Source organism: Rhizobium sp. Pop5 (assembly GCF_024721175.1).
GTDB lineage: Bacteria > Pseudomonadota > Alphaproteobacteria > Rhizobiales > Rhizobiaceae > Rhizobium.
In genome coordinates this window covers 4,255,079-4,268,262 of sequence record NZ_CP099399.1, presented here as the reverse complement: position 1 = coordinate 4,268,262, position 13,184 = coordinate 4,255,079, and the positions used below count along the sequence as shown (strand labels likewise).

Sequence of the window (13,184 nt, the reverse complement as noted above, 5' to 3'; positions counted from 1 at the left end):
GCCGCCCCCTTACATCGCTCTCCGTCGCCCAGATGGCGGAATTGGTAGACGCGCCAGCTTCAGGTGCTGGTACCCGAAAGGGTGTGGAGGTTCGAGTCCTCTTCTGGGCACCATTCCATTCTTGATCGCTACCGAGATCAAGGAGTTAAGTCTTTAACCAGGTTGCGCGGTTGGCACTTTGTAACAAAGGCCATGGACGACGCGCTTTGCCTGGATGCCTGGTTCCAAGCCTCCGATGGCGGAAGCCAAATTATCGCAAGGACACCTCGAACCATCGGCCGGCGCATGATCGTCTGGTCCAATGGCTTGTCACGCAGCCATGTGTGGTGTCGTCTTCCTGCTGTCTGAGATAACCGACAGAACCGCAATGCCGGCTTCTCTGGCGGCGCTGAGAAGCAATTCCCTCAACTCGTCCATTCCGGCCTGCCCTGTAATGGCGTCAGCGCAAGCCTTGACGGCCGTGACATATTCCTCTCCATCTTCGAGCGGCCAGTCCGTCATCAAAACTTCGGCTGCGTCTCGGAGCGTCCTGACGATCTTGTGCTGACGCCGGTCGCCGAGAAAGAAAACAAGAGGCGCAAAATCCGCCGGTGTGTTCCATTGCATGGCACTTTCTCCCCAAGGGTTAGAATATTAGTAACAATGCAAGAAGAATGCCAGGGCGGGCGGAGGCGGTTTCGTCATCCGATAGACCGCTCTCCATGAACGATCTCGGCAACGGCTGGATGACCGGTGCGGAAGCGGTGTTCAGCGCGACGGGGAAACGCGGCTGCCTATCCCGACACCCCGCAAGCCTCGCACAAGAACGAAATCGGATACCGGGACCAGGATGACCATACGGTCGTTCCGCCTGTAGAGAGCCCCGCATGTCGGACGGACTCGCCGGGCGCCGCGCGGAAACCGTAACCGTTTCCAAACACTCTGGAGTTCGCTTGGGATGAAAGTCGTAATTCTCGCCGGTGGTCTGGGATCGCGCCTCGCCGAGGAAACAACGGTGCGCCCCAAGCCACTAGTCGAGATTGGCGAAAAGCCGATCCTCTGGCACATCATGAACATCTATGCCCATCACGGCCTGAATGATTTCATCATCTGCGCCGGCTACAAGGGCTATATGCTGAAGGAATATTTCGTAAACCTTTTCCTTCATCACAGCGACATCACCGTCGATCTCGCCACCAACACGGTCGAGTATCACAAGGGCTCAAAGCCCAGCTGGCGCGTGACCGTCGTCGATACCGGCATGAGCTCCATGACGGGAGGCCGTCTCAGACGCATCCGCGACCATCTGAACCCGAACGAACCCTTCTGCATGACTTATGGCGACGGCGTCGCCGATATCGACATCACCGAGGAGATCGCATTCCATCGCAGCCACGGACTGAAGGCGACGATGTGTGCGGTGACGCCTCCGGGCCGCTTTGGCGCAACGAACATCGAGAACGACGTCGTGACCGCCTTCATTGAAAAGCCGAAGGACAACGGCCAACGTATCAATGGCGGCTTCTTCGTGCTTCACCCCTCGGTGATCGACCTCATCGAAGGTGACGACACGATCTGGGAAGCCGGTCCGATGCAGTGGCTGACGGCCAACAAGCAACTGGCCGCGTTCCGTCATAACGGCTTCTGGCAGCCAATGGATACGCTCCGCGAGCGCCATCAGCTCGAGGAGCTCTGGAGTTCCGGAAAGGCACCGTGGAAGATATGGGCCTGACGGACTTCTGGAATGGCCGGCGCGTGTTCCTGACGGGACACACGGGATTCAAGGGATCCTGGCTTTCGTTGTGGCTGGAAAAACTCGGGGCGGAAGTGGCCGCGGTTTCGCTCGAACCCGAAACCAGTCCCTCGCTCTATGAACGGCTCGCGCCCTGGAATCGGCGCGGCCATCACATCGCCGACATCCGCGATACGGCAGCTTTCAAGCCGTATTTCATCGATTTCGAGCCTGAAATCGTCATCCACATGGCAGCGCAGGCGCTGGTGCGGCGCTCCTACGAAAATCCGACCGAAACCTTCGCGACCAATGTGATGGGAACAGCGAACGTCCTTGACGCGGTGCGGGAAACGCCCTCGGTCAAGACGGTTCTCGTCGTCACCTCCGACAAGGTCTATGCCAATAACGGCAGCGGCATTCCTTTCGTCGAGACAGATACGATCGGCGGCAAGGACCCCTACTCCAACTCCAAGGCTTGCACCGAGCTCGTCGTGCAGAGCTATCGGGACAGTTTCTTCAAGGTGCGCGACATCAGCGTCGCGACGGTGCGCGCCGGCAATGTCATCGGCGGCGGCGACTGGTCGAAGGACCGGCTGATCCCGGATTTCATTCGCGCCTTCGAAAACGGCCAGCCGATCCTGCTGCGCTATCCGGAAGCGATCCGCCCCTGGCAACATGTGCTGGAGCCCCTCGGCGGTTACCTCGCCTTCGCTGAAGCACTGACGCTTTCGCGCCAAGAGGAATTGCCCGAAGCCCTCAATTTCGGCCCGGACCCTCAGAGTTTCGCGACGGTTTCCGAACTTGCGGAAGCGCTTGGCCTTGCCCACGGCGTGAACGACGTCTGGAAGCCGGCGCCGGGAGAACATCTGCCGGAAGCGCCTGCTCTTACCTTGAGTTCGGCTCTGGCATTCTCGGCCATCGGCTGGCGCCCACGCCTCAACCTGCAGCAGACAATCGACTGGACAGCCGCCTGGTACAAGGCCAACCGCGAGGACGCCGACATGCGCGCCTTCTCGCTCGGCCAGATCGCGGCTTATGAGGAAACATTATCATGACAGCGCATAATTGCCGGTTCTGCAACACTCCGCTTATGCATCGTTTTGTCGACCTGGGCTCGACGCCGCTCGCCAATGCCTATCTGACCGAGGAGCAGCTCAAGCAGCCCGAGCCGTCTTATCCGCTGCGGGCCTTCGTCTGCTCGCAATGCTGGCTGGTGCAGGCCGATGCCTTTGTCCCGCCGGAGGATATCTTCAGCCACTATGCCTATTTCTCCTCCTACAGCGACAGCTGGGTGGAGCACGCCCGCCAGTTTACCGTCATGGCGCGTCAGCGCTTCGGCCTCGATGAAGCATCGCAAGTGATCGAGGTAGCGAGCAATGATGGCTATCTGCTGAAGCATTTCGTCGAGGCAGGCGTACCGGTGCTCGGCATCGAGCCCGCAGAGAACGTCGCAGAAGTGGCACGACAGATTGGCGTTCCCACGGAAGCGCGCTTCTTCGGCAAGGAAACGGCGGCAGATCTCGTCTCTCGTGGCCTTGCCGCCGACATCGTCATCGGCAACAATGTGCTGGCGCATGTGCCCGACATCAACGACTTCGTTGGCGGGCTCTCGGCCGTATTAAAGCCGGATGGCGTCGTCAGCGTCGAATTCCCGCACCTGCTGCAACTGATAGAAAACATCCAGTTCGACACTGTCTACCACGAGCATTTCTACTATCTGTCGCTGCTGGCGGTCGAAAAAGTCTTTGCGGCGCACGGCCTCAAGGTCTTCGACGTGGAAGAACTGCCGACCCATGGCGGAAGTCTCCGTGTGCTTGCCTGCCGTGCGACGTCCACGACTCACGCAGTCGGCCACGGCCTTGCCAAGGTTCGCGCCGACGAGGCCGCGGCCGGCTTTGACAAGGTCGAGATTTACGAGGCTTTCCAGAGCCGCGTGGCGCCGATCAAGGATGGCCTACTCGCCTTCCTCGCGGACGCCAAACGCCGCGGCAAGAAGGTCGCTGCCTATGGCGCCGCCGCCAAAGGCAATACGCTCCTGAATTTCTGCGGAGTCGGCACCGACCTCATCGATTACGTCGTCGACCGCAACCCGCACAAGCAGGGCCATTTCCTGCCGGGCAGCAAGCTGCCGATCTACGCGCCGGAAAAGATGGACGAGACGCGGCCGGACTACATTCTCATCCTGCCCTGGAACATCAAGAACGAAGTAGTGGCGGCCAACAGCAGGGTCGGCGCCTGGGGCGGACGCTTTGCCGTGGCAGTGCCGGAACTGACGGTGATCGGATGAAGTTCGTTCCGACCGCGGTCTCGGGTGCCTTCGTCGTGGAAGTCGACGCGCGCGCCGACGAACGGGGTCTGTTTGCGCGGACATTCGACGCCAAGACGTTTGCAGACCATGGTCTCGTGCCTGTGTATCCGCAATGCAACGTCTCGCAGAACCACAAGCGCGGCACCTTGCGCGGCATGCACTACCAGGCCGCCCCCCGGCCGGAGATCAAGCTGGTGCGCGCCACGCGCGGCAAGGTTTTCGACGTGGCGCTCGATCTCAGACGGGATTCGCCGACCTATCTCAAATGGGCCTCGGCCGAACTCGATGCGACCCGCCGCAACGCCTTCTACATACCCGCCGGCTGCGCGCACGGCTTCCTGACGCTCGAAGACGATTGCGAACTCTTCTACCAGATGTCGGAAGTCTACGTACCGGAACTTGCCCGCGGTGTCCGCTGGGACGATCCCGCCTTTTCCATCGCCTGGCCGTTTATGCCGAGCGTCATCAGCGAGCGCGACGCCGCGCTTGAGAGCTACAGCCAGGAGACAAGCCTTTGAGCGGCATCAAACTCAGCATCTGCATCCCGACTTATAATCGCGAAGCCTATTTGCGAAACGCGCTCGAGCACTGCAAGACATATAATTTCAGCTTTCCATACGAGATCGTCATTTCGGACAACGCTTCGACTGACAATACGACCCAGCTCGTTGAGGAATTCATCGCCAAGGGGCTGCCGATCCACTATCACCGCCGCGCCGTTAATGGGGGCTCAGGCCCGAACCTCGCCTGCGCCTTTCATCATGCGGTCGGTGAATATTCGATCTACCTTGCCGACGACGATTTCCTGGTCCCGAGCGGCGTCGAGGCAGCGATGGCCTATCTGGACGCCAATCCCGATGTCGCCGCCTGCCACGCCCCTTGGTACTTCTACGACGAGGTCGCTGATCGCGATCTCCATCAATTCTATACAATCGATCAGAACATCAAGTTCGAGCAGCGCAATTTTGCGGCCGTGTTCCAGTTCATCTGCGAGCGCCATATCTTCCCGGAGATCGGCATCTATCGCGCCTCGGCGCTACGGTCTTCCTGGGTCCCACGCGATTTCTGCTTCTGGGCCTTCTCCTATCTCGCGCATTTCCTCGAGCAGGGGGCCGTCGCCTTCCTGAAACAGCCATTCTACCGCTCTGTCGCCGTTTCCTCTATCGCGCCGAACCGTCAGCAGGCCGGCAATGACGACGTCATGACCTCCTGGGACAAATATCGCGGCGGCCTCGAATATTTCCTCTACATCGGCTCCAAGCGCGGCAACCTTGCCACGACTCGCGAAGCCCGCGTCGTCTTCGAGGATCTCTGCAAGGTCTTCACGCTCAACCGCATGGCCGTCGCGTTCCGCTTCTGGGCGCAACGGAAGGATTTCATCAAGGCCTACGAGCTTTATACCCGCCTGGCGATCGGCGGCATGCCCGACCATCCCGAGGTCATTCATATCCGCGATTCGCTGCCGCTGATGGTGGCGATCCAGACACTTGCCTATCAAGTCGGCGCAACCGAGGGCGTCAGCCGGCTGATGCTGAGCGGCGTCGCCGACAGGCGCTCGATCGAGGAGATGCTGCGGGGTCTCGGCCTGCCGACGGAGGTTGATGTCATCGAGGAAGCGGCGGGCCATGATGCCGCACGCACGAAGCACACGGCTGTTTTTATCGCCGACGCGGCGCGCCACAGCGAATTCGTCGCACTCGGCTACAAGCCGAACCTTATCTTTAGCGAGCGGGACCTGATCCAGCACGTGATCATCTGAGGTGAATGCCCGCGCGGAGCGCTGCGGTGCCAACGCTAAGCCTCGCGCCAGTTTCACGCGTTAGTCAATTATAATGTGCCCCGGCTTTGCGAGTTCCAGGCCCTCATCTCAAGAGAATAAGGCATGACGAACAGGATATTCTACACCAAACCATCGATCACCGCGCTGGAAACCGGTTATGCCGCCGACGCGGCCGCAAACGGCTGGGGCGCGCGCTGCTACGATTACATCAATCGCTTCGAGCGGGAATTCGGCGCCTATCTCGGCAGCGGCTTTGCGATCGCGACATCGAGCTGCACCGGCGCGATGCATATGGGGCTTGCCGCACTCGGCATCGGCCCCGGCGACGAGGTGATCCTTGCCGATACAAACTGGGTAGCGACGGCGGCGCCCATCATGCATCTCGGCGCAAGCCCCGTCTTCGTCGACGTTCTGCCCGATACATGGTGCATCGATCCCGCTGCTGTCGAACACAGCATCACGCCGCGCACCAAGGCGATCATCGCCACGCACATCTACGGCAATCTCTGCAACATGGATGCACTGATCGAGATCGGCAAACGCACCGGTATCCCCGTGATCGAAGACGCGGCCGAGGCGATCGGTTCGGTCTGGCACGGCCGCCGCGCCGGCTCGATCGGCACCTTCGGCACCTTCTCCTTCCATGGCACCAAGACCCTGACGACTGGCGAAGGCGGCATGTTCGTCACCAGCGACGCCGATCTCTACGAAAAGGTGCTGACGCTCAGCAACCACGGCCGGGCCCGCAGTCAGAAGAAACAGTTCTGGCCGGACGCCATCGGATTCAAATACAAGATGTCTAACGTCCAGGCGGCGATCGGCTGCGCCCAGCTGGAGCGCATCGAGGAGCTCGTCGCCCGCAAGCGGGAAATTCTCGCCGCCTATATGGTGCGCCTCTCGACGCTTAACGGCATCAGCATGAACCCGGAATATACGGGCACGATCAACGGCGCGTGGATGCCGACGGCAGTCTTCCATCCTGCCACAGGCATCACCCGCGAAATGCTGCAGCAGGCCTTCGAAGCCGCCAATATCGATGCACGCGTCTTCTTCCACCCGCTTTCCAGCCTTTCGATGTTCGAAGAAAAGCCGGCCAACATCAACGCCTGGAGCATTCCGGAGCGAGCGATCAACCTGCCGAGCTACCATGACATGAGCGAGGCCGATATCGATCGCGTGGCGGAAACGCTGACCTCGGTGGTCCGCAGCCATCAGGACAACAGCGCCGTTCACCTCCGCCAGTCGGCCTGAGCGCAGAATAGACAGAAGGTTTCAGAGTTATGACCACCATGGACGATCGCCTCGAATTCGAAGCCCGCAAGCGCGAAATGGCTCTCGCGCTCGGCAAGGACGAAGATGCCTTCCAGCAGGCGCTGAACACGCTTGTGACACTCGACAAGTATGATTACGCCTATCTCTGGTCTTGGATGGGCGTTCCGATCATCCAGATGCCAGCCGACGTGATGGCCACCCAGGAAGTCATCTGGAATACCAAGCCCGACGTCATCATCGAGACGGGCGTAGCTCGCGGCGGCTCGATGATCTTCATGGCTTCGCTTTTGAAGGTGATCGGCAAGGGCAAGGTAATCGGAGTCGACATCGACATCCGCGCCCATAACCGCGATTCCATCGAGAAACACCCGCTCTCGCCGTTGATCACACTGATTGAAGGTCCGTCAACGACGGCCGAGACGCTTGCCAAGGTCAAGGCCGAAATCCCGGCCGGCGCCTCCGTCATGATCGTTCTCGACAGCGACCATAGCCGTGACCACGTGCTCGATGAGCTGCGCTGCTACGGTCCGCTGGTCACCGAGGGCCAGTATGTCGTCGTCGCCGATACGCTGCTCGGCCGCGGAGACATGTCGCAGACGCCGACCAAGCGTTCGAAGATCTGGTATCCGGGAGACGAGCCCTACGCGGCGCTCAATGCTTATCTCAAGGAAACCGACCGTTTCGAAACTGACGAAGTACTGAACGGCAAGCTGGTGCTTTCCAGCTCGCCGGGCGGTTACATCAGGTGTGTCCGGGGATGATGGAGAACCATCGCCATGCTCCGTGTCAGGCGTCGGTCCGACTGCGCCCAGTAACGGATGGCGACCGGCCGCTGCTCTTTTCGCTCCGGCGCGACAGCGCGCTCCAGTCGCTCCTGTTGACGGTGCCTGATGCGGTCGACGATGCGGCGCTCGACGCCTGGATCGAACGGCGGCGCACCGAGGCAGGCGGAGCATTTCTCATTGTCGAAAATCGGGACGGCGGCAAGGCTGCCGGTTATGTGCAGATTGCCCAAGTCCATCACCGGAACGCGTTCGGCTACGGCGGCATCGTCCTGGCGGAGGAGGCACGCGGCCTGGGGCTCGGACGCGCGGCGCTTGTCGAGCTTGGGCTCCATGCTTGCCGTGTGCTCGGCCTTCGCAAGCTGATGGCCGAAATCGACATCGGCAACGCCGCCTCCATCGGGCTGCATCTATCGCTCGGCTATCGCGAGGTGGGTGTTCTCGAAGCGCATTTCATCGACGCCAACGGCATGACGCACGACGTGATGCTGTTCGAGCGACGGCTGGAGGACGAGTGACATGACTGCCGTCGTCATTACCCAACCGATGCTGTTTCCGTGGCCGGGCTTCTTTGAGCAGCTGATGATCGCCGACGGCTATATTTATCTCGACGACACGCAGTTTTCGAAGGGCAGTTTCACCAACCGCATTCAGCTTCTGCACGGCAATGACCGTTGCTGGATGACGATCCCGCTTGCCGGCAAGGGTAGTTTTCAGAAGATTTCCGAACTCACTGCGGCGGGCGGTGACTGGAAAGCAAGCCACCGCGCGTTGCTGCGCCAATCGCTGCTTGGCGCACCCTACATCGACGACGCGCTTTCGATTTTCGACAGCGTCTATCGCCATTCCTCCCTACTTGAGCTGCTGATCGCCAGTATTGAGGAACCCGCCCGCTATCTCGGCATTGGCGAGAACCGGAAGATCGAGAAGACCAGCGAGATGAACGTCGAGGGCACCTCTTGGCAGCGGGTGCTCGATATCGTGCTGAAGGCCAGCGGCACCCGCTATCTCACAGGTCACGGCGCGGCGAATTATCTCGACCACACGGCCTTCGAACGCGCCGGGGTGCATGTGGAATACATGAACTATAGCCGCGCGCCCTGGCCTCAACCAATTGGCACGTTCACCCCCTATGTTTCCGTGCTTGATCTCATCGCCCGAGTGGGCCCAGAGGCGCGTAACTGTCTCATCCCGGCCACGGTAGCGTGGCAAGACTTCCTAAAGGAGGAAACGGTCACATCATGACAAACGCAAACGCAACGATCACTGAGAGCCTGCGCGCTGATTTTGGTACCCGGGGCTACCTCGTCATGCGGGGCTTCTATGATCCGGCCGCCGACATCGCGCCGATCCAGGAAGGCATCCGCCAGATCCTTGAAGTGATCTGCAGGAAGTACGGCGTCGACGCCCCGACCGAAACCACGCATGACGCCATGACAATCGCCTATCCGAAGCTGATTGCCAAAGACCGCTCATGGGGCGGCGAGGTCTATGACGCGATAAAGCAGATCCCCGCCTTCATGCGCCTCGTCACCAACATCGCCAATGACGAAGCCTTCAAGGCACTGCGTCCGGACAGCGTTCCGGGCATTGCCGCCGGCGGCTACGGCATCCGCATCGACAATCCGGGGGAAGAAAAGTTCCGCGCTCAATGGCATCAGGAATTTCCCGGCCAGCTGCGCAGCGTCGACGGCGTCGTCTTCTGGACGCCGCTTCTGCCGGTCACGCAGGACATGGGGCCGGTACAGATTGCCGAAGGCTCGCATGCTGAAGGTTTGGTTCCCGTTTACGAAGATGATGCCGGCGCCGGCAAAACGGGTGCCTATGCGCTGCATCTCGACCGCGCCGAAGAGCGCCTCGCCCGCTACAAACACGTCGCGCCGCTGACGAATCCTGGCGACCTCGTGCTGATGGACTTCCTGACGCTGCATCAGTCAGGCCACAACGTCTCGACCACGCCGCGCTGGAGCATCCAGTTCCGCTATTTCAACTACCTTGAGCCGGTCGGCATCCGCATCGGCTGGAAGGGCTCCTTTGCCGCCGGCGTGAAATTCGCCGACGTGCTTCCGGAGCTTTCCGTTCAGCGCGAGGCGGCGGAATGACGGCTTGCCGCGTCTGCGGTGGGAGGATTGCGGCGCCGGCCTATGAGACACCGGCGCCTGCCCTCACCTCCATCATGACCCTTCTCGATGTTCCGACACGCGTCTATGTCTGCAACGGATGCGGCCACGCGCAGTGCGACGAGATTCCCGATATCGATACCTTCTACGATACTGGCTACCGCATTTCGCTGAACAGCGAGAGCCATGACCAGATCTTTGCGGTCAAGCCCGACGGCGCCGTGATTTACCGGACGGACCATCAGGCCGAGATTGCACGCAGTCTGCTTGACCTTCCGCAGGGAGCGAAGCTTCTGGACTACGGCGCGGCAAAGGCCGATACGCTACGCAAGATCGTCGCCGCGAGGCCCGATATCGAGCCTCATGTTTTCGATGTTTCAACCGACTATGCTTCAGCCTGGAATGGCTGGATCGCGCCGGATGCACAGGCGGCTTATGAGGTACCGGAAGCATGGAACGACCGCTTCGATGCAGCGATGAGCCATTTCGTGATCGAGCACGTGGCCGATCCGGTCGGTTTCATTCGCGGGATACGCAAGCTGCTGAAGCCGCACGGCACGCTGCTGCTTTCGATGCCTGACGTTTCGGCCAATCCTGGCGACATGACGGTGGCGGACCACGTCAATCATTTCAGCGAAGCCTCGCTACGTCGAGCCCTTGCCGCTGGCGGCTTCGAAGTATCGCTGATCGACACGACGTCGTTTCCGGGCGCCTTCTTTGCAGTTGCGATACGTAGCGAGACGGCGGTCAGGCAGGAGCAGGATACCGCTCTCGTGCGGCAGGCTGTCGAGCGTGGGCTGGAGATCTGCGATTTCTGGCGGATCTCTGCCGCCAATCTCGAGAAACGAGCTGGCACCTTCCGCGGGCGCAAAGTGACGATCTATGGCGCCGGCTTCTATGGAAGCTGGATTTACAGCCGTATCGGCAATGATGTCGAGCTGACCGCTTTCCTTGACCAGAACCCGGGCTTACAGAATACGGAGCATTTCGGCTACCCCGTGATCGCGCCGAATGCAATCGCCGACGATGCGGAGGCGCTGTTCATCGGCCTCAACCCTCTAAAGGCTCGCGCCGCGATTGGCAGCATGCCTTATCTACAGAGGGCCGGCCTGGAATTGGTCTGGCTGGATCCCTGAGAGCGAACTGGCCGGCGGCGTTTTCGTACCCGGCTCTCACCGCACCGGCTGGTAATGACCGCGGAGCGGCACCTTCTCGCCTGCAGTAACGAAGCCGTCGCGGTCGCAGACATATACCAGCGTCGGCATGCCGCCCGAGCGGAAGATCTCGTCGTGGCGGCGGCGGATCTGGACGGTTTCGGTGCGGCAGTTATAGGATTCCTCTTCCTTCTTGTCCGGCTGCGCCTTGACGCCGGGAAGGCCTTTGTAGGGGTAGAGGGGTTGGACGTCCGATTTGACGGCTTTCGTCCAGTCGACGGCCGATGCGGACGCCGGGGCGAGACCGGACAGGGCGACGAGCGATATCAGAAGCATCATCAACGGCCGCATGGGAACTCTCCTGCCAGCGACAAACCGCCTCTCCTGGATGTAGGAAAACCGACGGCAGTCATCAAGCGGCCCGGGCGGACGATTTCCGGAAATAACTTCTAATGACGGGATGGCCGAAGAAGCCGGCGAGGATTGCAAAAGCTGCGCCGAGGAAGAAACCGGCGAGCGCGCCGCCGATGATGCCGGCGACCAGCAGGATCTTCTTTCCAGGCCCATCGGGCTTGACCGGCGACTCGGCCGGCGAGATGACGCGGATATTGCTTTGGCTGAGGCTCTGCTCCTCGCTCGTCTGGCTGGAGCGCTTCAGCACTGTCTCGTAAATATCGCGCGCCGCGGTGGCCTTGCGCTGCAATTCGTTCAATTCCACCTGCTTGTCCGAGATGCCAGCCTGCAGCGCCTTCTGAACGGCGAGCTCCTTGGCGACGCTGTCCTCGGCTGCCTTGGCCTGCTCATATTCACCTCTCGCCGAGGTGGCGAGACGCTGCAATTCGCCCCTGATTTCGCCTGATATGCTCTGGAGCGAGGAGCGAGCCGCCTGCAGGCGCGGATGCCGCGTGCCCATCTGGCTTTCGAGGCTGCCGACGGCGGCGGCCTGGGTGGCATATTGCTGACGCAGGCTGACGAGCGGCGAGGTGGCGCCCCCCTCCGTCTGGTTGCCGGCGACAATGTCTTCAACACGGAGATTGGCGACGGCATCGGCGCGCGCCTTCGCCTGAATGGTCTTTTCCTGCGCCGTCACCAAGAGCGCATTCAGCGAGGCGAGCCTTTGATCGGAGATCAGATTGCCTTCGGTCGCGGCCATGTCGTTGTCGGCGCGGAAGGTTTCGACGGCCTGTTCGGCTTCCAGCACCTTTTGGCGCAAATCATTGAGCCGTCCGTCGAGCGTCGAAGAGGTGTTTTCGTAGAGGCCGTTCGAAGCGCTGTTTTCCTCCTCGGTGAAGGAGGTGACGACCTGGTTGGCAAGTCTTGCGGATTTCTCCGGATCGTTCGTGGTGGCGGCTAGCGAGACGACATAGGTGCTGGCCTGGCGCGTGATCACAAGCGCCTTCTGCAGAGCACCGACCACGGCGGCGCCATCCGTCCTGCCGCCAGTGAATTCGGGATCCTGGTCGAGCTTCATGGTATCGACGACGCGGCGCAGCACATTGCCCGAAGTCAGGATCTGCACCTGGCTGTCGATCAGCGCTGAGATCATTTCCGGTGAAGGCCCCGAGGATTGCGTCCCGGCATCGGCAAGACCGACCTGGCGCGGGTCGAAATAAAGGCTGCTGACTGCAGTGTATTTCTGCGCGATGCGCGGCGCGACCACTGCGCCGCCGATAGCTCCGAGCAACGCCAGACCGAGCACGATCAGCCGGCGGCTCCAGATCGCGGCAATGCTGGAACGAAGATCGATCAGCGGCGCGACAGCTGCGGGCGCTGCGTTGGACGACGTATCCACGGCGGGCCGCTCAACCGGCTGAGGCGCCGGGCGCTCGTATCGGCGGGGCTCGGCAACACTTGCGGGCGAGACGAAGGGGGGCGGGGCAGGTTCGGGCGCCGGACGGGCGAAATCATCCGGACGGACGACGGGGCTGCGCATGCGCACGCCTTCCGGCGCAGTCTGAGACGGCTCATAACTGCGCCAGCCGGGAAGCCGGCTTACCCTGTTCCTGTCATACTGGTTCATACGCGCACTCGTGTCCCGCCCAGCGTGAAAGACTGAA

14 protein-coding genes and 1 tRNA gene are annotated in these 13,184 nt (G+C 61.1%); 12 read left to right on the top strand and 3 right to left on the bottom strand.

Features of this window, described 5'->3' with window-relative positions; translation table 11 throughout:
- Positions 1–26: 26 nt before the first annotated feature.
- Positions 27–113, top strand: a tRNA-Leu gene (locus NE852_RS23045).
- 196 nt (positions 114–309) lie between these two features.
- Here NE852_RS23045 and NE852_RS23040 read toward each other — a convergent pair.
- Entirely contained in the window at positions 310–606 is a 297-nt protein-coding gene (locus tag NE852_RS23040; protein ID WP_008525116.1) for a DUF982 domain-containing protein, read from the bottom strand.
- 331 nt (positions 607–937) lie between these two features.
- On the opposite strand from NE852_RS23040, the gene rfbF reads away from it, so the two are divergent.
- From rfbF to NE852_RS22985, 11 genes are all read left to right on the top strand, one after another.
- Complete coding sequence (gene rfbF, locus NE852_RS23035; RefSeq protein ID WP_008525118.1) at positions 938–1,711, top strand: glucose-1-phosphate cytidylyltransferase; 774 nt, start codon at positions 938–940, stop codon at positions 1,709–1,711.
- Positions 1,702–2,766, top strand: coding sequence for a CDP-glucose 4,6-dehydratase (gene rfbG, locus NE852_RS23030; protein ID WP_008525120.1), 1,065 nt, complete (start codon positions 1,702–1,704; stop codon positions 2,764–2,766). Before rfbF ends, rfbG begins: the two co-directional genes overlap by 10 nt.
- Positions 2,763–3,998, top strand: a complete 1,236-nt coding sequence (locus NE852_RS23025) for a class I SAM-dependent methyltransferase (RefSeq protein WP_008525122.1) — start codon at positions 2,763–2,765, stop codon at positions 3,996–3,998. Before rfbG ends, NE852_RS23025 begins: the two co-directional genes overlap by 4 nt.
- Positions 3,995–4,537, top strand: a complete 543-nt coding sequence (gene rfbC / locus NE852_RS23020; RefSeq protein WP_008525123.1) for a dTDP-4-dehydrorhamnose 3,5-epimerase — start codon at positions 3,995–3,997, stop codon at positions 4,535–4,537. The genes NE852_RS23025 and rfbC overlap by 4 nt, the downstream gene beginning before the upstream one ends.
- Positions 4,534–5,778 (top strand): glycosyltransferase family 2 protein, encoded by a 1,245-nt coding sequence (locus tag NE852_RS23015; RefSeq protein ID WP_008525125.1) that lies wholly within the window; start codon positions 4,534–4,536, stop codon positions 5,776–5,778. Before rfbC ends, NE852_RS23015 begins: the two co-directional genes overlap by 4 nt.
- Positions 5,779–5,901: 123 nt before the next feature.
- Complete coding sequence (locus NE852_RS23010; protein WP_258156134.1) at positions 5,902–7,050, top strand: DegT/DnrJ/EryC1/StrS family aminotransferase; 1,149 nt, start codon at positions 5,902–5,904, stop codon at positions 7,048–7,050.
- A gap of 29 nt (positions 7,051–7,079) precedes the next feature.
- Entirely contained in the window at positions 7,080–7,832 is a 753-nt protein-coding gene (locus NE852_RS23005) for a cephalosporin hydroxylase family protein (RefSeq protein ID WP_008525139.1), read from the top strand.
- Positions 7,829–8,371: a GNAT family N-acetyltransferase gene (locus NE852_RS23000; protein WP_128623527.1), complete on the top strand. Its 543-nt coding sequence runs from the start codon at positions 7,829–7,831 to the stop codon at positions 8,369–8,371. The genes NE852_RS23005 and NE852_RS23000 overlap by 4 nt, the downstream gene beginning before the upstream one ends.
- 1 nt (position 8,372) lies before the next feature.
- A complete protein-coding gene (locus tag NE852_RS22995) occupies positions 8,373–9,098 on the top strand; it encodes a WbqC family protein (protein ID WP_008525141.1) in 726 nt (241 codons plus the stop codon).
- Positions 9,095–9,955 carry a phytanoyl-CoA dioxygenase family protein gene (locus NE852_RS22990; RefSeq protein ID WP_008525142.1) on the top strand — a complete coding sequence of 287 codons (861 nt, stop codon included), beginning with the start codon at positions 9,095–9,097 and terminating at the stop codon, positions 9,953–9,955. Before NE852_RS22995 ends, NE852_RS22990 begins: the two co-directional genes overlap by 4 nt.
- Positions 9,952–11,109: a class I SAM-dependent methyltransferase gene (locus NE852_RS22985; protein ID WP_008525143.1), complete on the top strand. Its 1,158-nt coding sequence runs from the start codon at positions 9,952–9,954 to the stop codon at positions 11,107–11,109. Before NE852_RS22990 ends, NE852_RS22985 begins: the two co-directional genes overlap by 4 nt.
- Before the next feature lie 36 nt (positions 11,110–11,145).
- On the opposite strand, the gene NE852_RS22980 is transcribed toward NE852_RS22985, so the two are convergent.
- Together NE852_RS22980 and NE852_RS22975 are read right to left on the bottom strand one after the other, a co-directional pair.
- Positions 11,146–11,478, bottom strand: a complete 333-nt coding sequence (locus NE852_RS22980; RefSeq protein ID WP_008525144.1) for a hypothetical protein — start codon at positions 11,476–11,478, stop codon at positions 11,146–11,148.
- Positions 11,479–11,539: 61 nt separating this feature from the next.
- Positions 11,540–13,147 carry a GumC family protein gene (locus NE852_RS22975; RefSeq protein ID WP_258156133.1) on the bottom strand — a complete coding sequence of 536 codons (1,608 nt, stop codon included), beginning with the start codon at positions 13,145–13,147 and terminating at the stop codon, positions 11,540–11,542.
- Between the last annotated feature and the right edge of the window lie 37 nt (positions 13,148–13,184).

Bases quoted from the DNA above. Each gene is read 5' to 3' on its own strand.
- NE852_RS23040 (WP_008525116.1), bottom strand. From the start codon at position 606: ATGCAATGGAACACACCGGCGGATTTTGCGCCTCTTGTTTTCTTTCTC.
- rfbF (WP_008525118.1), top strand. From the start codon at position 938: ATGAAAGTCGTAATTCTCGCCGGTGGTCTGGGATCGCGCCTCGCCGAG.
- rfbG (WP_008525120.1), top strand. From the start codon at position 1,702: ATGGGCCTGACGGACTTCTGGAATGGCCGGCGCGTGTTCCTGACGGGA.
- NE852_RS23025 (WP_008525122.1), top strand. From the start codon at position 2,763: ATGACAGCGCATAATTGCCGGTTCTGCAACACTCCGCTTATGCATCGT.
- rfbC (WP_008525123.1), top strand. From the start codon at position 3,995: ATGAAGTTCGTTCCGACCGCGGTCTCGGGTGCCTTCGTCGTGGAAGTC.
- NE852_RS23010 (WP_258156134.1), top strand. From the start codon at position 5,902: ATGACGAACAGGATATTCTACACCAAACCATCGATCACCGCGCTGGAA.
- NE852_RS23005 (WP_008525139.1), top strand. From the start codon at position 7,080: ATGACCACCATGGACGATCGCCTCGAATTCGAAGCCCGCAAGCGCGAA.
- NE852_RS23000 (WP_128623527.1), top strand. From the start codon at position 7,829: ATGATGGAGAACCATCGCCATGCTCCGTGTCAGGCGTCGGTCCGACTG.
- NE852_RS22995 (WP_008525141.1), top strand. From the start codon at position 8,373: ATGACTGCCGTCGTCATTACCCAACCGATGCTGTTTCCGTGGCCGGGC.
- NE852_RS22990 (WP_008525142.1), top strand. From the start codon at position 9,095: ATGACAAACGCAAACGCAACGATCACTGAGAGCCTGCGCGCTGATTTT.
- NE852_RS22985 (WP_008525143.1), top strand. From the start codon at position 9,952: ATGACGGCTTGCCGCGTCTGCGGTGGGAGGATTGCGGCGCCGGCCTAT.
- NE852_RS22980 (WP_008525144.1), bottom strand. From the start codon at position 11,478: ATGCGGCCGTTGATGATGCTTCTGATATCGCTCGTCGCCCTGTCCGGT.
- NE852_RS22975 (WP_258156133.1), bottom strand. From the start codon at position 13,147: ATGAACCAGTATGACAGGAACAGGGTAAGCCGGCTTCCCGGCTGGCGC.